This is a genomic window from Neisseria mucosa (assembly GCF_003044445.1).
Taxonomy (GTDB): domain Bacteria; phylum Pseudomonadota; class Gammaproteobacteria; order Burkholderiales; family Neisseriaceae; genus Neisseria; species Neisseria mucosa_A.
In genome coordinates, this window is the sequence record NZ_POWX01000001.1 from 1 (window position 1) to 16,710 (window position 16,710).

The 16,710-nt window shown below is 50.3% G+C and carries 16 protein-coding genes and 1 tRNA gene; 6 read left to right on the forward strand and 11 right to left on the reverse strand.

Going from position 1 to position 16,710, the window contains the following annotated elements; genetic code table 11:
- Positions 1–503: 503 nt before the first annotated feature.
- A complete protein-coding gene (locus DBY90_RS00010; RefSeq protein WP_107986341.1) occupies positions 504–1,310 on the reverse strand; it encodes a cytochrome C assembly family protein in 807 nt (268 codons plus the stop codon).
- Positions 1,311–1,426: 116 nt separating this feature from the next.
- Here DBY90_RS00010 and ffh point away from each other — a divergent pair, with 116 nt between their 5' ends.
- Complete coding sequence (ffh, locus tag DBY90_RS00015) at positions 1,427–2,797, forward strand: signal recognition particle protein (protein WP_070493744.1); 1,371 nt, start codon at positions 1,427–1,429, stop codon at positions 2,795–2,797.
- A gap of 127 nt (positions 2,798–2,924) precedes the next feature.
- On the opposite strand, the gene DBY90_RS00020 is transcribed toward ffh, so the two are convergent.
- Positions 2,925–3,512: a YdcF family protein gene (locus DBY90_RS00020; protein ID WP_070493748.1), complete on the reverse strand. Its 588-nt coding sequence runs from the start codon at positions 3,510–3,512 to the stop codon at positions 2,925–2,927.
- Between the two features lie 331 nt (positions 3,513–3,843).
- On the opposite strand from DBY90_RS00020, the gene DBY90_RS00025 reads away from it, so the two are divergent.
- Both DBY90_RS00025 and DBY90_RS00030 read left to right on the forward strand, forming a co-directional pair.
- Positions 3,844–4,416 (forward strand): TMEM165/GDT1 family protein, encoded by a 573-nt coding sequence (locus DBY90_RS00025; protein ID WP_070493750.1) that lies wholly within the window; start codon positions 3,844–3,846, stop codon positions 4,414–4,416.
- Positions 4,417–4,426: 10 nt separating this feature from the next.
- A complete protein-coding gene (locus DBY90_RS00030) occupies positions 4,427–5,050 on the forward strand; it encodes a TIGR01621 family pseudouridine synthase (RefSeq protein ID WP_070493756.1) in 624 nt (207 codons plus the stop codon).
- Positions 5,051–5,125: 75 nt separating this feature from the next.
- Here DBY90_RS00030 and DBY90_RS00035 read toward each other — a convergent pair whose 3' ends face one another.
- The 4 genes from DBY90_RS00035 to tpiA all read right to left on the reverse strand — a co-directional run bounded on the left by DBY90_RS00035 (position 5,126) and on the right by tpiA (position 6,992).
- Positions 5,126–5,530 carry a tyrosine-type recombinase/integrase gene (locus DBY90_RS00035; protein WP_003742929.1) on the reverse strand — a complete coding sequence of 135 codons (405 nt, stop codon included), beginning with the start codon at positions 5,528–5,530 and terminating at the stop codon, positions 5,126–5,128.
- A 219-nt stretch (positions 5,531–5,749) separates the two neighbouring features.
- Positions 5,750–5,835 (reverse strand) — tRNA-Leu (locus tag DBY90_RS00040).
- Positions 5,836–5,848: 13 nt separating this feature from the next.
- Positions 5,849–6,211: a preprotein translocase subunit SecG gene (gene secG, locus DBY90_RS00045; protein ID WP_070493758.1), complete on the reverse strand. Its 363-nt coding sequence runs from the start codon at positions 6,209–6,211 to the stop codon at positions 5,849–5,851.
- Between the two features lie 7 nt (positions 6,212–6,218).
- Positions 6,219–6,992, reverse strand: a complete 774-nt coding sequence (gene tpiA, locus DBY90_RS00050) for a triose-phosphate isomerase (RefSeq protein WP_003742925.1) — start codon at positions 6,990–6,992, stop codon at positions 6,219–6,221.
- A gap of 206 nt (positions 6,993–7,198) precedes the next feature.
- Between tpiA and DBY90_RS00055 the strand changes: the two genes are divergently transcribed.
- The 3 genes from DBY90_RS00055 to DBY90_RS00065 all read left to right on the forward strand — a co-directional run bounded on the left by DBY90_RS00055 (position 7,199) and on the right by DBY90_RS00065 (position 8,887).
- On the forward strand, positions 7,199–7,702 hold the full coding sequence (locus DBY90_RS00055) for a GAF domain-containing protein (protein WP_107986343.1): 504 nt from the start codon (positions 7,199–7,201) through the stop codon (positions 7,700–7,702).
- Between the two features lie 102 nt (positions 7,703–7,804).
- Entirely contained in the window at positions 7,805–8,461 is a 657-nt protein-coding gene (locus DBY90_RS00060; protein WP_070493764.1) for a protein-L-isoaspartate O-methyltransferase family protein, read from the forward strand.
- Between the two features lie 99 nt (positions 8,462–8,560).
- Positions 8,561–8,887, forward strand: a complete 327-nt coding sequence (locus DBY90_RS00065; protein WP_003768427.1) for a rhodanese-like domain-containing protein — start codon at positions 8,561–8,563, stop codon at positions 8,885–8,887.
- Positions 8,888–8,957: 70 nt separating this feature from the next.
- On the opposite strand, the gene DBY90_RS00070 is transcribed toward DBY90_RS00065, so the two are convergent.
- The 5 genes from DBY90_RS00070 to DBY90_RS00090 form a co-directional block, all read right to left on the reverse strand.
- The gene (locus DBY90_RS00070; protein ID WP_070493773.1) at positions 8,958–9,185 is read right to left on the reverse strand and encodes a SlyX family protein; all 228 of its coding nucleotides are present in this window, start codon (positions 9,183–9,185) and stop codon (positions 8,958–8,960) included.
- Positions 9,186–10,559, reverse strand: a complete 1,374-nt coding sequence (locus DBY90_RS00075) for a Na+/H+ antiporter family protein (RefSeq protein WP_107986345.1) — start codon at positions 10,557–10,559, stop codon at positions 9,186–9,188.
- 327 nt (positions 10,560–10,886) lie between these two features.
- A complete protein-coding gene (locus DBY90_RS00080; RefSeq protein ID WP_070774714.1) occupies positions 10,887–12,758 on the reverse strand; it encodes a hypothetical protein in 1,872 nt (623 codons plus the stop codon).
- Between the two features lie 45 nt (positions 12,759–12,803).
- Complete coding sequence (polA, locus tag DBY90_RS00085; protein WP_070493779.1) at positions 12,804–15,593, reverse strand: DNA polymerase I; 2,790 nt, start codon at positions 15,591–15,593, stop codon at positions 12,804–12,806.
- 205 nt (positions 15,594–15,798) lie between these two features.
- Entirely contained in the window at positions 15,799–16,587 is a 789-nt protein-coding gene (locus DBY90_RS00090) for a thiazole synthase (protein ID WP_003742914.1), read from the reverse strand.
- Positions 16,588–16,710 lie beyond the last annotated feature (123 nt).

The following is a 16,710-nucleotide window of genomic DNA, read 5'->3' on the forward strand; positions in this document are numbered from 1 at the left end:
CTTTTTAACTTCTGGTCTGCTTCAAAGAAACCGACAGGACAATGTCTAAAACATCATCTTGTCTGTCTTTCAAACAGTGTGAGGCTGTCGCACTCACACTTATCGGTAATCTGTTTTGTTAAAGAGCGAAAACGAATTATAAAGCATTTCAAATCATTGTCAATCAAAACCTTTCTCAAAACCTCGAAAAATCAGACCAACTGTGATATACTTGTCAGTTCGTTCAACCGCCGCCGAAGCAGCGAAGAACCGAACTATACCCTCCTCCTCAAAAACCGTCAACTCCCAAACCGCAAAAAATTCTGCAAAAACCGACAACAATCTGAAATTCAACAGCTTTTATTTCAGAACTCTCAACACATTATTTCAAAACACCCTCAATCCCAAATCCAAACAACTCAAAACCACCAACTTACACATCAACAAATAACAAAGGTCGTCTGAAATCAATTTCAGACGACCTTTGTTAATCCAAATACACCATTAACCGAATAACTTTCATCTTAACGCTGTAACAAGATTTCCAATACAAACTTGCTTCCTACATAAGCAAACATGAGACTGACAAATCCGATAATTGTCCAAACGGCGGCTTTTTTACCGCGCCAAGCAGTCATGCTGTGTTTAAGCAGTAAGCCGCCATAAATTAGCCATGAAAGGATGCCGAATACTGTTTTATGGGTAAATGTAACAGGTTTGCCAAATACAGCCTCTGCAAAAAAAGTCCCGCTGACAACTGAATAGGTCAATAAAATAAAACCTACCCACATCCCCTGAAACATGAGTTTTTCCAAACTCAGTAAAGACGGCAAAAAACCGGACAAACTGGAAACACGTCTTCTATGCAGATTACGGTTGAGCAGCAAAATTAAAACGGCAAACAAAGTCACAATACCGAATAAACCGTATGCCAACAGCGATGTACCAATGTGCGACATAAACGGCAAATCATTGATTTGGTAGCCGACATATTTACCCGGAAACAGCGCACCCAATAACAAAGTAAACGCTGCGCACGGATATAAAAGCAGCTGCAATCCGCGCAGACGATAGAAAAAACTACCAACGAAATACACCAGCAGCATTAACCATACAATCAAACTGACGGAATACCCAAAGCCCATAATCAATACTTTGTCTTGAATGACAGGCATGAGCAATACGGCACCGTGCATGGTTAACGCGGCACCCAAAACTGCCAGTTCGGCTTTTAGGGGATAATCTTTAATATCTCGGGTCTTGTGGTTGAACCAAACGAATATACCCAATCCGGCATACACCAGTATCAGGCAAATCAGGATAGTCGGCATAACAAACTTTCTTGGCGCGCATACATAACCGCACGCGATAGTGTAAAATAATCTCAATTTTATTTTAGCAAAGAATGCCCCGAACAGGGCAGCTATTATCATTACCAAGGACAAGCATGTTAGACAACTTAACCAACCGCTTTAGTAAAGTTTTCAAAAATATCCGCGGTCAAGCAAAACTGACAGAAGACAACATCAAAGAAGCTCTGCGGGAAGTCCGCCTTGCCCTGCTCGAAGCGGACGTGGCTCTGCCCGTCGTAAAAGAATTTGTCAACAACGTCAAAGAAAAAGCTCTCGGACAGGAAGTTACCGGCAGCCTGACTCCCGACCAAGCCTTTATCGGCGTAGTCAACGAAGCCCTGATCGAATTGATGGGCAAGGAGAATTCCTCTTTAGACTTGGCGGCTGTACCGCCTGCTGTCGTTTTAATGGCAGGTCTGCAAGGTGCCGGTAAAACCACCACTGTCGGCAAACTCGCACGCCTGCTGAAAAACGAACAGAAGAAAAAAGTCTTGGTCGTTTCAGCCGACGTGTACCGCCCTGCCGCTATTGAACAGTTGCGCCTTTTGGCTGAGCAAGTCGGCATCGACTTCTTCCCTTCCGATTCCAACCAAAAGCCTGTCGAAATTGCCACCGCGGCGATTGATTATGCAAAAAAACACTTTTACGACGTCTTAATGGTTGATACCGCCGGACGCTTGGCGATTGACGAAGAGATGATGAATGAAATCAAAGCCCTGCACGCAGCCGTCAAACCTGTGGAAACCTTATTCGTCGTCGATGCCATGTTGGGCCAAGACGCCGTAAACACCGCACAAGCATTTAACGAAGCCCTTCCGCTGACCGGCGTCATCCTGACCAAAATGGACGGCGATTCTCGTGGTGGTGCGGCATTGTCTGTGCGCCACGTTACCGGAAAACCTATCAAATTCATCGGTATCGGTGAAAAAATCACAGGACTCGAGCCCTTCTACCCAGACCGTATCGCCAGCCGCATCCTCGGCATGGGCGACGTGTTGAGCCTGATTGAAGATGTCCAAAAAGGTATAGACGAAGAAGCCGCTGCCAAAATGGCGAAGAAGCTGCAAAAAGGCAAAGGCTTCGACCTCAATGACTTTAAAGAACAAATCCAGCAAATGCGTAATATGGGCGGGCTGGAAAGCCTGATGTCAAAAATGCCGGGCGAACTAGGTCAGATTTCCAAACAGATTCCCGAAGGCACGGCTGAAAAAGCCATGGGCAAAGTCGAAGCCATCATCAATTCCATGACGCCTAAAGAACGCGCCAACCCAACCCTGCTCAAAGCCAGCCGCAAACGCCGCATTGCAGCAGGCGCCGGCACCAGTGTTGAGGAAGTCAACAAAATGCTCAAACAGTTTGAACAATCGCAACAAGTCATGAAAATGTTCAGCGGAAAAGGACTGGGCAAATTGATGCGTATGGCAAAAGGCATGAAGGGCATGAAAGGAATGTTCCCTGGAATGTAATTAGCAGGAAATATAAGAGAGGTCGTCTGAAAACTGAAATTGGGTTTTCAGACGACCTCTTCGTATTGAGATTGTAGTCAGTCAAAAGCATGGCCATCCACTATTATAAAAAAATAATAGTCATCCCCTAACTGTAAAGCGCAACCGCTTTTACCCATGCAAGCACCTCCCGAGACAGTTTGCGCAAATAATTTAACGTCGAATCACCGCACGCCCCTGAAGCATACAATTCAACAGTTTTACCCTGCCAATAGCGCTTAGCAAACCAAGAGGCTCGCGCAAGATGGAAAGCATCGCTGACAATGATGATTTTGTTCGCATCCCGTAGCTTCGGTACACTCAGCACAATATTTTCATATGTACTTTCCGAATGTTCTTCCAACCGTATTTTTTCGGACGGTACACCCATTTCCACGGCCATATCGTGCATAGTTTGAGCTTCATTGCTGCCGTCGTCGTCCGTTCCTCCGCTCATCAGCAATTCACCCACCTTACCTTGCCGATACAATCTGACACCTGCTTCAACCCGCGAGCGCAAACAAGGATTAGGTTTTCCTCTGCGGTTAACAGCATTACCTAAAACAACGGCAATATCGGCAGAAGACAGGTTTTCAGACGACCTTTTTTCCACATTAACAGCACATAGATGCAGCCAGCTCAAAACAGCACACCATACCAAAAGACAAACGATGCACAATATCCAATACTTTTGCATTAATACTCCGGTGGATTTTGACCTTAGGGCATCATAGCATAATTTCTTTCACCATCTTCCAAGGTTTCAGACGCCCCCTTAGCCGCCAATTACTTATTGCATCCCTCCCCTTCCATCTTTATAATGCGCACACTCTTACGGGAGTAGCCATCTGATGTTTGCTGATCATCAGAGCCGTTATCAACATAATTGACTGAGTTCGACAAAGATCGGTCATGGTGGCGGCATCTTCCAGACAACTGGAAGACAGGCAAGACGTAAGCGTTGTCCATACCCTTGCGGGCGGTATGTGCAACGCTTTTTGTTTTTGCCCGCTTCGGTTGAGTATCTTATGGAAGCATTTTTCTCTTCAATGTTGGGCGTTGCCATTGCCGAAATCGGCGATAAAACGCAACTGCTCGCTCTTTTCCTTGCCGCACGTTTCGCCCAGAAAAACGCGGTAGTCTCCGGCATCTTCATTGCCACTTTATTGAATCATTTGGTCTCCGCATTTGTCGGCGTATGGCTGGCGGAAGCCATTTCTCCTGAGACCGTCAAATGGGTCATCGGCATCAGCTTCATCGCGGTCGGCTTGTGGCTGCTCTTGCCCGATAAAGATGAAAGCCCCGACAGCCGATGGCTCAAATACGGCGCGTTCGGAGCGACGGTTTTCCTGTTTTTCATGGCGGAAATCGGCGATAAAACCCAAATCGCAACGGTCTTGCTGGCGGCAAAATACCAATCCTTATCCATGGTCGTACTCGGCAGTGTCGCCGGACTGATGTTGGCAACCGTTCCCGTGGTTTATCTGGGCGATATGCTGATGAAAAAAATCCCCGCCAAAGCCGTGCGGATTTCCGCCTGCGTACTGTTTTGCGTATTGGGCGTCATCACTTTGTCCGGTGGCGGCATTATGTTGAAATAGGTCGTCTGAAATGTGGGAAATCTTATTTAGACATCCGGATTTTGTTGCCATTAACAAACCTTGCGGCGTATCCGTACATCAGGAAGAGGGCGAAGTCAGCCTGACGCAGACGCTGGCGGCACAGCTCGGTCTTGAGCAGATTTGGCTGCTGCACCGCTTGGACAAGCTGACCAGCGGCGTGCTGCTGTTTGCCCTGAACCCGCAAAGCGCATCGAAGCTGGCGCAGCAGTTTGCCGCGAAAACCATGCGTAAAACTTATTTGGCGCTGGCAACGGACAAGCCGTCTAAGAAGCAAGGTTGGATCAAAGGCGATATGGAAAAATCGCGGCGCGGCGCATGGAAACTGACGCGCGGCATGGAAAATCCCGCCGTGACCGAGTTTGGCAGCCAAAGCCTAGGAGCTGGTCTGCGCTTGTTTGTCCTGCATCCGCACACAGGCAAAACCCACCAGCTTCGTGTCTCCATGAAAAGCTTGGGCAGTCCGATTTTGGGCGATACGCTCTACGGCGGGAAAGCTGCATCGAGGATGTTTCTCCATGCTTGGAAAATCAAATTCGACTATCAAGATCAGACGTTTGAAATCGTCGCGCCCTTGAGTGAGGAATGGCCTCCATTGGATTTCATTCATGAATAAATCCAAAATATCTGACAAGGTTTCGTGTATCGCATCAGATAATCGAAAATAAAAAACCGCTAAGAAAGAGGGTAGTTAGGGCAACACCTTTTCAGAGTCGAAAATAATACGGGCGGCGTGGTTTTCTTTCCAGCGGTGTAGATTGTCGGTATGCCAGCGGCGGGCGATTGATTCAAAGGTATTTAAAGCGGCGGCTTGCCGTTCGCGTTTTTCCTGTTGCTTGGCTTCGCTGGGGTCTTGCCCCGATACAAGCAAGCGGCGGGCATTTTCGGCGGCTTGGCGGGCTTCTACCAGTGATATGGTCGGATATTTGCCGATAGTAAATGTTTTCTCTTTGCCATCTATACGGTATTTCAGGCGGAAAACTTTCCCGCCCGCCGGTGTAATTTCAAGGTACAAACCGCCGCCGTCAAACAGCTTGGTCTTTTTCCCTGTTTCGGCGGGCTTGGCGTTTTTGATTTGTCGGTCATTCAGGGGCATGGTGGGGGTATGTTTTAGGGGGTATTTTCAGATACCCCGAATCATACCCCCTAATATTGGTTGCTTCAATTAAGCTGAATTAGACGGAATTATACAATCAGGAAGAAGACAATAGGATAGCAATCAGTCTGAAAGCCTTGTGTTTATTAGGCTTGGTTAATGGCATTAGACGGGATTAAACGAAAAAAACGCTTAGAATTTCTAAGCGTTTTTGTGTGTTGGTGCCGACAGCGAGATTTGAACTCGCACAGCCTACGGCCACTACCCCCTCAAGATAGCGTGTCTACCAATTTCACCATGTCGGCATTTGAAAAACTGTTATTTCTGCTGCTGAGGAGCGGGTGCAGCAGGTGTGGGTTGGTTTTCAGCGGGAGCGACGGGCTTAGGTGCCTGCTTGGTTTGTTGTACGTTGCTGAAGTCCAAACCGTGTTTGTTTGTATGGGTATGGATATAAACCATTGCCATGCAGGTTGCGAAGAAGAAAGTTGCTGCTATGGCGGTTGCGCGGCTCAGGAAGTTTGCGTTGCCTGCGGAACCGAATACGCCCTGCGCGCTGCCGCTGCCTGACCCGAAGGTCGCGCCTGCGTCCGCGCCTTTGCCGTGTTGCAGCAATACTAACACAACCACTGACAAAGCGGAAATAATATTAATAATCCAGATAAGGGTTTTAAAGGCTTCCATATGTTTTCTACGAGGCTTGTGCTGCGTTGATGATGGCGGTAAATGAGTCATATGATAATGACGCGCCGCCAACCAATGCGCCGTCTACATGAGGTACTGCGAAGATGTCGGCTGCATTGTCTGCTTTCACACTTCCGCCGTAAAGAACGCGGATTTTAACATCGCTTCCGCACAAAGACAAGATTTCTTTGTAGATGAATGCGTGCATGTCGGCAATTTGTTCTACGGTGGCGACTTTGCCGGTGCCGATTGCCCATACCGGCTCGTAGGCGACGGCGATGTTTTTGGTGTCCAGCCCTTGCAATACGGAGAGTTGGTGGGCGATGACTTCGTGTTCTTTGCCGGCTTCGCGCTCTTCGAGGCTTTCGCCGACGCACAATAAGGGAATCAGGCCTACGTTGAGGACGTTTTCCATTTTGCGGCGTTGGATTTCGTTTTTCTCGCCGAAATAGAGGCTTCGTTCGGAGTGTCCGATGAGGACGATGTCTGTGCCGATGTCGGCGAGCATTTCTGCGGAGACTTCACCTGTGTAGGCGCCGTTGTTGGGGAAACGGCTGACGTCTTGGGCGCAGGTGAGGATGCGGTTGTTGAGGACAATCTGCATGGCGTTGTGCAGTTGCAACAGGTAAACGGTCGGGGCGGCGAGGCCGATGAGGACGCGTTCGGCGGTGGGCATGATGCGGAAGCGGTGCATGAGTGCGTTGTTGTTTTGGAGTCGACCGTTCATTTTCCAGTTGCCGATGACCCATTTTTGATCCCACATTCCGATTTGGTGATGCATCTTTTTTGCTCCGTGTTGTGTTTCTTTGGCTGTACGCTGCGTGTAGCGTGATGTAACGTGAAGTTTAGTGGATATGCGACGGGTTCGCAACTTGAAACGGGCGGAATGTTTAGATACGGGATGGCTACTTGGAGTCGTCTGAAATGCTGTTTCAGACGACCTGTTCTATAATAACTGCTTGATATAAACATATATAGGACATGGCTATGCACACGCTTCATTTTTCAGCTTCGGACAAGGCCGCGCTTTATCGGGAGGTGTTGCCGCAGATTGAGTCTGTGGTGGCGGATGAGACGGATTGGGTGGCGAATTTGGCGAACACGGCGGCGGTTTTGAAGGAAGCGTTCGGCTGGTTTTGGGTGAGTTTTTATTTGGTCGATACGCGCACGGACGAATTGGTTTTGGCACCATTTCAGGGGCCTTTGGCATGTACGCGGATTTCGTTCGGACGCGGGGTGTGCGGTCAGGCTTGGGCGAAGGGCGAGACGCTGGTGGTCAAGGATGTGAACGCGCATCCCGACCATATTGCCTGTTCGTCTTTGTCGCGCTCGGAAATTGTGGTTCCGCTGTTTTCAGACGACCTTTGCATCGGCGTGTTGGACGTGGACAGCGAACATCTGGCGCAATTTGATGAAACGGATGCTTTGTATTTGGGCGAACTGGCGAAGATTTTGGAAAAACGGTTTAAGGCTTCGCGTCAGGCGGCTTGAGACTGAAAAAACAGGCGGGCGGCGCGCGCTGAAGTTGGCGCGGCGGTTGTGTGGTTTTATAATGTCTGCCATTGCTAAAACAATTATTTAACGGAGCACAAAATGGATTTTGAAAAAGCGCGGTTCAACATGGTCGAGCAGCAAATCCGTCCGTGGGATGTATTGGATTTTGACGTTTTGGACGCTTTGGAGGAGATTCCGCGCGAGCGTTTCGTGAACGAGTCTTTGCAGGGCTTGGCGTATGCCGACATGGAGCTGCCGCTTGCCAATGGTCATAAGATGCTCGAGCCGAAAGTCGTGGCGCGGTTGGCGCAGGGTTTGAAGCTGACCCAAACCGATACGGTTCTGGAAATTGGCACGGGTTCGGGCTATGCGACCGCGCTCTTGGCGAAACTGGCGGGCAAAGTGGTTTCAGATGACCTCGATGCCGAGCAGCAAAACCGCGCCAAAGCAGTGTTGGACGGTTTGGCTTTGGACAACATCGATTATGTGCAAAACAACGGGCTGACTGAGCCTTCCGCAGGCGCGCCGTTTGATGCGGTTTACGTCGGCGGCGCGGTGGATCGCGTGCCCGAAGTATTGAAAGAGCAGTTGAAAGACGGCGGCCGCATGGCAGTCATCGTCGGTCGTCAGCCGGTACAGCGCGCGCTGCTGATTACGCGCAAGGGCGATCAATTTGAAGAAAAAGTCTTGTTCGACACGCTGGTCGCGCATTTGGACGATAAAGAAAACCGTCCTTTCGGCGATTTCGATTTTTAATCTTTTTTGAACTCAAAGGTCGTCTGAAAACCAGCCGGACATGGCGAAACGTTTTCAGACGACCTTTCATTGTTTCCATCATTTCACACACACAACATCATGACGATTCCACAACTCACCCCGTTGCAACTGCAACAATGGCAGCAAGAAGGCCGCGCGTTCCATCTGTTGGACGTGCGCACCGACGAGGAAACCGCCGTCTGCGCCCTGCCCGATGCCATCCATATCCCGATGAACCTGATTCCACTGCGCCAAAACGAGCTGCCCGACGACGATTTGCCGATTGTGGTTTACTGCCACCACGGCATCCGCAGCCTGCATACGGCGATGTATCTGGCGGACGCGGGTTTTGAAAATCTGTTTAACCTGCAAGGCGGGATTGATGCTTGGGCTTTGCAGGTGGATGGGACGATGGCGAGATATTGATAACGCCAAAAGGTCGTCTGAAAACCTGGATTCTGTTTTTTTTCAGACGACCTTCTTTCATATTCCCGCTTCAATAATGCGGCGGAATTTCATCACGCAGGCTGTAAGGTTCGCGCTCTCCGTTTGCGCCTTTGTCTTGCATTTTCTGATAAAGCAGCCTCAACTGCGCCTGCTGTAAATCCAGCGTCTGCTGCATTTTCGCCACCGTATCGTTCAGGCTGCCAATTAAGTCTTCCTGAAGCACGGTTTGGATTTCCAGCTCGGTGATGCGGTGTTCCAATTCGTCCATTTCGCTCATTTACAGCACCATCGCGGCAATCCAGCCGGCAATCATCAGCGGGATGTTGTAGTGGATAAAGGTCGGGATGACTGAGTCGCGGATGTGGTCGTGTTGTCCGTCAGCGTTCAAACCCATGGTCGGGCCGAGCGTCGAGTCGGAAGCGGGCGAACCGGCATCGCCCAACGCGCCCGCCGTGCCGACGATGGCAACGGTTGCCAGCGGCGAGAAGCCGAGGCTGATACACAGCGGCACATAAATCGCGGTAATAATCGGCAAAGTGGAGAAAGAAGAGCCGATACCCATGGTAACCAATAATCCGACAAACAACATGGCAAATGCCCCCATGCCTTTATTGCTGCCGAAAAGCTGCATACTGTGTTCGACCAGTGGTTTGATTTCGCCTGTCGCAGTCATGACTGCCGCAAAGCCTTGTGCTGCAATCATGATAAAACCGACCATCGCCATCATTTTTATGCCTTCGCCGAACACATCACTGGCGGCATTACGGTTCATCACGCCAAGCATCATGAAGACGGCAAAACCCAGCATCGCGCCCAATACCAGCGAATCTTCATACATCAACTGAATCGCAAAACACACGCCGATTGCGATTGCCGCCACCAGACTGCGGTAAGCTGAAGGTTGCGGTTGTTCGGATGCTTCGCGGTTGTCCTCGGTATCAACGGTATTGGTTTGATAAGAACGCGGTTTGCGGTAATGGATAAACGCCAAAATCAGCCCCGAAACCATACCCAAGGCAGGAATCGCCATCGCGTGCATGACGCTGATGTCTTTTACATCCATACCCGCAGATTTGATGTTGCCCAAAAGAATGTCGTTTAAGAAAATCGCACCGAAGCCGAAAGGCAGGAACATATAAGTCGTAACCAATCCGAACGTAATCACGCAAGTAATCAATCGGCGGTCAACTTTCAAACGGTTAAACACCAGCAAAAGCGGCGGAATAATCATCGGAATGAAGGCGATATGGATAGGCACGACGTTTTGACTCATGATGCCCATCGCCAAAATAATCAGCAACAGCGTCCATTTCACCGAACTCTCGCCTTTTACTGCATCCTGACTGCCATTGAGTTTGCGGATAATGCCGCCCGCAAGCTGCTGCGGCAGCCCGGAATAGGTAATCGCCATCGCGAACGCACCGAGCATCGCATAAGACAAAGAAATCCGCGCGCCGCCCTTCAGACCTTCGTTAAACACGGGAATAATCCCCGACTGAGTAACATTGCCAGCCGCATCCACGACGTTTTCCAGCGGCATTCCGGCCACCAAGCCGCCGACGAACGCACCGACAGTCAGGCTCAATACGACGTGTACGCGCGACAGCGACAACACGAGCATCACGATTACTGCAATCACTACGGCATTCATGCCTTTTCTCCATTTCAGACGACCTGTCGGCCATCTATTTATATATTAAAAGAAACATCATAACCTAACATGATTTAACACGCTAGGGCAAACCGCCTTTCAGACGACCCGCCCTACCCCGCTGCCTAAAATAAAGGTCGTCTGAAAACAAGTGAAACAAGTTTTCAGACGACCTTGGGTGGGTTTTGGGTTGCAAGCACCGCGTGCGTGCGTATCGCATACACCTTATACCCGATGCCCAGTTTCAGTAGGTCGGATTCTCGAATCCGACGGCTATTTGAGATGACAGCGGCTTTTGTCGGATACAAGTATCCGACCTACTGCTGGTTAATCCTTTTTAATCGGCGGATTGGCATTAATCGGCAACGACGAGCGGGAAACTTTAACGTTTGGATAATGCTTGCGCATCAAATGCTGAAACACTTCCGCCTTGCGCTCTTTTCCACTCTTTTCGTAATTCGTTCCCAAAATGACTTCGTCCACAATATCGCGTATATCGGCATAAGGCAGATAGACGGATTTTGTGGTTGGGCAATATTCGATTTTGTCCGAACCGATTTGTTCAATTTTCAGCAATCGGAACTCTTCCTCATCACGGAAAGCAAAATCTTTAAATAGATAGCGGATATATTCCAAAGCTTTTTTGTCTTCATCGCTGATATTATTAGATTTTTCCATTAACTCCATCAACGCTTTTTCAAGCTTGTCGATACGCAATTGATGCCAACTTGGATTTTTTCCTACAGGTTTTAATCGAATGCCGAATTTTAGTTTATTCTTATTCAACAACCATTTACCACATTTCTCTTCAGCAATATATTCATCGTGATAAGCGATATAAGCTACCTGATAAAGCGGCAGGTTTTCATCTTCTGAACCCGCTACATCTGCCTCTATTGACTCTTTGAAACCTTTATTCTGTTTATTTGTAAAACTTCTGAACGAAGCAGAAATATCAGGCTCTTTCAACCAATCCCCGCTTTTATTAAATACCAAGCAGCAACCCGACGCTTCTACGCCGTTTTCTTTACCATACAGGCGGAACTGGTTCAAATCGTTTACGCGGCTGGAAAAGCAGGTAAAGAAAGCATTATAGGCAGGGCATTCAGCCTTGTTTTCCAATTCCAAATCCTGCAGATTCAGCAGCTCCAACAGCCCTTCCCCTTCGGTCGGGTCGTTCATATAAGTGGAGCTGCCAATTCTCATTGGACTAACCTTATTACTGTCAACAGAAACTTTATCATCGGCTTTATCACTGACAATGCCGAATAATCTTTCGCATACTGAAGGCGAAGTATAATGGGCAAGAGGAGTTGATCCTAATTCCATAGGAGGGATATTTAAAACTGCCAGAATGGTAGTGATGGCGTTTATTAATCCTCCTTCTTGAGTTTGAAATAAATCTCGTTGTATTTTCTGTTCTTTCCATTCGAAATATCTGCCCCATCTTTCTTGAACTGATGATAGTAATTTCTTAGAAAGCTCCAGTCGTTGTTGACAATATTTATCATTCTGTTCAAGCTCAGCTGCCACTTCAGTTTCGACCTTTAGGGCCTGCTGAAAATAACAAATGCCTAGTATAGATTCGGCTTCGTTCTGTTTCTGAATGCTGTTTTTGCCCTCCAACTGTTTAGCAAGATACAAATACTGTTGAAAATGCTCAATAGCCTGCCTAAACAACTCATCCGCAGCATTACCTTTGGCTTGTATTGTCTGTATTAAATGGCAAAAACCTAGCCAAGATTGAGCATTGATTTGTTCCTGAATACTGTTTGTGCCTTTCAACTTTTTGGCAAATTCCAACGATTGCTGGAAATGCTCAACTGCCTGTACAAATAACTGTTCCGAATCCTTTCCTCTAACTTTCATCGCTTGCTTTAAATAGCAATGACCTAACCAATGTTGGGCATGGTTTTGTTCTTGAAAGCTGTTTTGTTCATCTACCAGCTGTTCGGCAAGCAATAATTGCTGGTGGAAATGCTCAACTGCCTGTACAAATAACTGTTCCGAATCCTTGCCTTTGGCTTTCATCGCCTGCTCTAAATAGCAACGGCCTAGCCAATGTTGTGCATTGATCAGAATCTTGCTCTTTTTATCTTCAATCCCATCTAAAGCCTGATTCAGCTTCTCAATCGCTTCGTCAAATTTTTTGTTATTAAATAACTCTATGCCTTCATTAATTAAATCTTGAGCATTCATTGTCTTATCCCTTTCTCAAAACAATCTGTTAAACGTCATACCATCTCAATGCGCCTCTTCCCAATTCATTCCCACGCCAACCTCAGCCACCAGCGGCACTTTCAACATCCCTTCATCCACTTTCGCCATAATCTGCGGCAGTTTTTCTTTCACTAAATCCAGCTCGGCTTCGGGTACTTCCAGCACCAGTTCGTCATGCACCTGCATAATCAGTTTGCTTTGCAAGAGATCGTCTGAAAGCCAGCGGGACACGTCTATCATGGCGCGTTTGATGAGGTCGGAGGCGGTGCCTTGCATGGGGGCGTTGATGGCGGCGCGTTCGGCTCCGGCGCGGGCGTTGGCGTTTTTGTTGCGGATGTCGGGCAGGTAGAGGCGGCGGCCGAACAGGGTTTCGACGAAGCCTTGGGCGGCGGCTTGTTCTTTGGTGCGCTGCATGTATTCGGCGACGCCGGGATAGCGGGCGAAGTAGCGGTCGATGAAGGTTTTGGCGGACAGGTTGTCTATGCCCAATGATTTCGCGAGGCCGTATTGGCCCATGCCGTAAATGAGGCCGAAGTTGATGGTTTTGGCGTAGCGGCGTTGTTCGGGCGAGACGTTTTCGGGGGCGATGCCGAACACTTCGGCGGCGGTGCGACGGTGTACGTCTTCGCCGTTTTGGAACGCGGCGATGAGGGTTTTGTCGCCGGAGAGGTGCGCCATGATGCGCAGCTCGATTTGGGAATAGTCGGCGGAAACGATGACGCTGCCTTGCGGTGCGGTGAAGGCGCGGCGTACGCGGCGGCCTTCGGCGGTGCGGATGGGGATGTTTTGCAGGTTGGGGTTGTTGCTGGCGAGGCGGCCGGTAATGGCGACGGCTTGGGCGTAGGTGGTATGCACGCGGCCGTCTTTGGGGGAAATCATTTCGGGCAGTTTGTCGGTGTAGGTGGATTTGAGTTTCGCCAGGCTGCGGTTTTGCAGGATGATTTTGGGCAAGGGGTAGTCGGGCGCGAGCTGTTCGAGCACGGCTTCGTTGGTGGAAATGCCGCCTTTGGCGGTTTTTTTCAGGCCTTTGGTGGGGATGCCCATTTTGTCGAACAGGATTTCTTGAAGCTGTTTGGGCGAGTTGAGGTTGAACGGCTGGCCTGCGGCGGAGTAGGCTTCTTGTTCGAGCTTCATCAGTTCGGCACCGAGTTCGGCGCTTTGACGGGCGAGTTCGGCGCGGTCGATTTGTACGCCGTTGCGTTCCATTTCAAATAAAACCTGTGCGACGGGTAGCTCCATTTTTTCATACATTTCAAGCTGTTTGGCGTCCATTTGCGCGCGCAGGTGCGCTTCGAGGCGCAGGGCGAAATCGGCGTCTTGGGCGGCGTATTCGGTCGCCTGCTCGATGGCGACGTCGGCAAACCCGATTTGCTTCGCGCCTTTGCCGCACAGCGATTCGTAAGTAATGGTTTCCAAGCCCAGCCAGCGTTCGGACAATTCGTCCAAGCCGTGTCCGAGATGGCTCTCGATGATGTAGGAGGCGAGCATGGCGTCGCCGGCAATGCCGTTCAGGGCGATGCCGTAGTTGGCGAAAACGTGTTGGTCGTATTTGAGGTTTTGTCCGATTTTTTTCAGGGCGGGATTTTCCAAATGTGTTTTCAGGCGACCTAATACGTCTTGCAAATCAAGCTGTTCGGGCGCAGCAGTCAGGCTGTGTCCTACGGGAATGTAAACCGCTTCGCCCGCTTGGAACGCGATGCTGATGCCGACCAGCGCGGCGTTCATTGCGTCTAGGGAAGTGGTTTCCGTATCAATGCCGATTGTGTCTGCCTGCGACAGTTTGTCCAACAAAGCGGCAAACTGCGCTTCGGTGGTAACGGCTTGATAATCCAGCTTTTCAGGGGCTGGGGCATGTTCTATGATTTTTTCAGACGACGTTTCCATGTCCAACGCCGCCTGTTCGCCTATCGTATCGCTGCCGAACAAATCGCCGTCCGCCGCTTCGTACATACGGCTTTCCGCTTCTTTCAACCAAGTGCGGAAGCCCCAGCGTTTGAAATCGACCGCAAGCTGCGACCATTTCGGCGAAGTGCGGCGCAGGCTTTCGAGGCCGTCTGAAAGCTCGGTGTGTAAATCCACATCAGTTTTAATCGTTACCAAATCATACGACAGCGGCAGTTGGGGCAACGCGGCTTGCAGGTTTTCGCCCACCTTGCCTTTGATTTCCGCAGCGTGTTCCATCACACCGGCCAGCGAGCCGTAGGCTTCCAGCCACTTCACCGCCGTTTTCGGGCCGCATTTCTCCACGCCCGGCACATTGTCCACCTTGTCGCCCATCAGCGCAAGATAATCGCGGATTTGGTCGGGGCGCACGCCGAATTTTTCTTTTACACCCTCAATATCCAGCGTTTCGCCGCTCATCGTGTTCACCAGCGTCACACGCTCATTCACCAACTGCGCCATGTCCTTATCGCCGGTAGACACCACCACATTCCAACCCGCTTCGCCTGCCATCGCCGCCAGCGTGCCAATAACGTCATCCGCTTCCACTTGCGGAATCACCAGCACCGGCCAGCCCATCAGCCGCACCAAATCCGGCAAGGCTTCCGCCTGCGGACGCAAATCGTCCGGCATCGGCGGACGCGTCGCCTTATAGTCGGGGAACATCTCGTGGCGGAAATTCTTGCCCTTCGCATCAAACACCACTGCGCAATAATCATGCACATAATCCGCCCGCAGACGACGCAGCATATTCAACACGCCGTAAAGCGCACCCGTCGGCGCACCGTCAGGCGCGGTCAATTGCGCCATCGCGTGATACGCGCGGTAGAGATAAGAAGAGCCGTCAACGAGGAGGAGAGTGGGTTTGGACATGGTGAACCTGCTTGAAATAAGTGAAAAATAGATGGATGGATTATAAAGGAAAAGGCAAGAGGTCGTCTGAAAGCAAGTTTTCATGGCATAACACGTTCCACTCAAAACGCCCTTCCCTTTTCGCGACCAGGCCGTTAGACATTGCCGTAAAAAGGTCGTCTGAAATTTCAGACGACCTTTTCACATACCCGCAACACGCTATCCGTCAATATTCCGCCGAATGCCAAAACGGCTGCCCTACGGTCGGCGTACTGGCTTGCGCTTTGGTGCGTGCTTCGACCGGTTCGGCTTCAAATGCCAGCCGTCCGGATTCGACGGCGAGTGCAAAGGCGCGCGCCATGTTGACGGGGTCGCCGCTGCGGGAAACGGCGGTGTTCAGCAATACGCCGTCAAACCCCCATTCCATTACTTGAGCCGCCTGCGAGGGCAAACCCAAGCCCGCGTCGATAATCAGCGGCGTGTCGGGCAGGCGTTCGCGCAGGACGTTCAGCGCGTAGGCGTGAACCGCGCCCAAACCCGTGCCAATCGGCGCCGCCCACGGCATCAACGCCTGACAGCCCGCGTCAAGCAGGCGGCGGCAGGCAATCAGGTCTTCGGTGCAATAAGGCAGCACTTTGAAGCCGTCTTTAATCAGGATTTCCGCCGCTTCGACGAGCTGGAACACATCGGGCTGCAGCGTGTCGTCATCGCCGATGAGTTCGAGTTTGATCCAATCGGTTTCAAACACTTCACGCGCCATCTGCGCCGTCGTTACCGCTTCTTGCACGCTTTGGCAGCCTGCTGTGTTTGGCAGCACGGGGACGCCGCTTTCTTCCAATAGCGACCAAAATCCCTGACCGTGTGCCTCCCCGCCGCTTCCCGCGCGGCGCAGCGAGACGGTAATCATCGCGGGCTGGGCGGTTTGGATGGATTGTTTGAGGATTTCAGGGGTCGGATAGGCAGCCGTGCCGAGCAGCAGCCGTGAAGGGAAAGTTTCTCCGTATAGGGTGAGCATGATGGGTTCCTTTGTATAGTGGATTAACTTTAAACCAGTACGGCGTTGCCTTGCCGTACTATCTGTACTGTCTGCGGCTTCGTCGCCTTGTCCTGATTTTTGTTAATCCACTATAACGTTGTT

Bases quoted from the DNA above. Each gene is read 5' to 3' on its own strand.
- DBY90_RS00010 (WP_107986341.1), bottom strand. From the start codon at position 1,310: ATGCCGACTATCCTGATTTGCCTGATACTGGTGTATGCCGGATTGGGT.
- ffh (WP_070493744.1), top strand. From the start codon at position 1,427: ATGTTAGACAACTTAACCAACCGCTTTAGTAAAGTTTTCAAAAATATC.
- DBY90_RS00020 (WP_070493748.1), bottom strand. From the start codon at position 3,512: ATGCAAAAGTATTGGATATTGTGCATCGTTTGTCTTTTGGTATGGTGT.
- DBY90_RS00025 (WP_070493750.1), top strand. From the start codon at position 3,844: ATGGAAGCATTTTTCTCTTCAATGTTGGGCGTTGCCATTGCCGAAATC.
- DBY90_RS00030 (WP_070493756.1), top strand. From the start codon at position 4,427: ATGTGGGAAATCTTATTTAGACATCCGGATTTTGTTGCCATTAACAAA.
- DBY90_RS00035 (WP_003742929.1), bottom strand. From the start codon at position 5,530: ATGCCCCTGAATGACCGACAAATCAAAAACGCCAAGCCCGCCGAAACA.
- secG (WP_070493758.1), bottom strand. From the start codon at position 6,211: ATGGAAGCCTTTAAAACCCTTATCTGGATTATTAATATTATTTCCGCT.
- tpiA (WP_003742925.1), bottom strand. From the start codon at position 6,992: ATGCATCACCAAATCGGAATGTGGGATCAAAAATGGGTCATCGGCAAC.
- DBY90_RS00055 (WP_107986343.1), top strand. From the start codon at position 7,199: ATGCACACGCTTCATTTTTCAGCTTCGGACAAGGCCGCGCTTTATCGG.
- DBY90_RS00060 (WP_070493764.1), top strand. From the start codon at position 7,805: ATGGATTTTGAAAAAGCGCGGTTCAACATGGTCGAGCAGCAAATCCGT.
- DBY90_RS00065 (WP_003768427.1), top strand. From the start codon at position 8,561: ATGACGATTCCACAACTCACCCCGTTGCAACTGCAACAATGGCAGCAA.
- DBY90_RS00070 (WP_070493773.1), bottom strand. From the start codon at position 9,185: ATGAGCGAAATGGACGAATTGGAACACCGCATCACCGAGCTGGAAATC.
- DBY90_RS00075 (WP_107986345.1), bottom strand. From the start codon at position 10,559: ATGAATGCCGTAGTGATTGCAGTAATCGTGATGCTCGTGTTGTCGCTG.
- DBY90_RS00080 (WP_070774714.1), bottom strand. From the start codon at position 12,758: ATGAATGCTCAAGATTTAATTAATGAAGGCATAGAGTTATTTAATAAC.
- polA (WP_070493779.1), bottom strand. From the start codon at position 15,593: ATGTCCAAACCCACTCTCCTCCTCGTTGACGGCTCTTCTTATCTCTAC.
- DBY90_RS00090 (WP_003742914.1), bottom strand. From the start codon at position 16,587: ATGCTCACCCTATACGGAGAAACTTTCCCTTCACGGCTGCTGCTCGGC.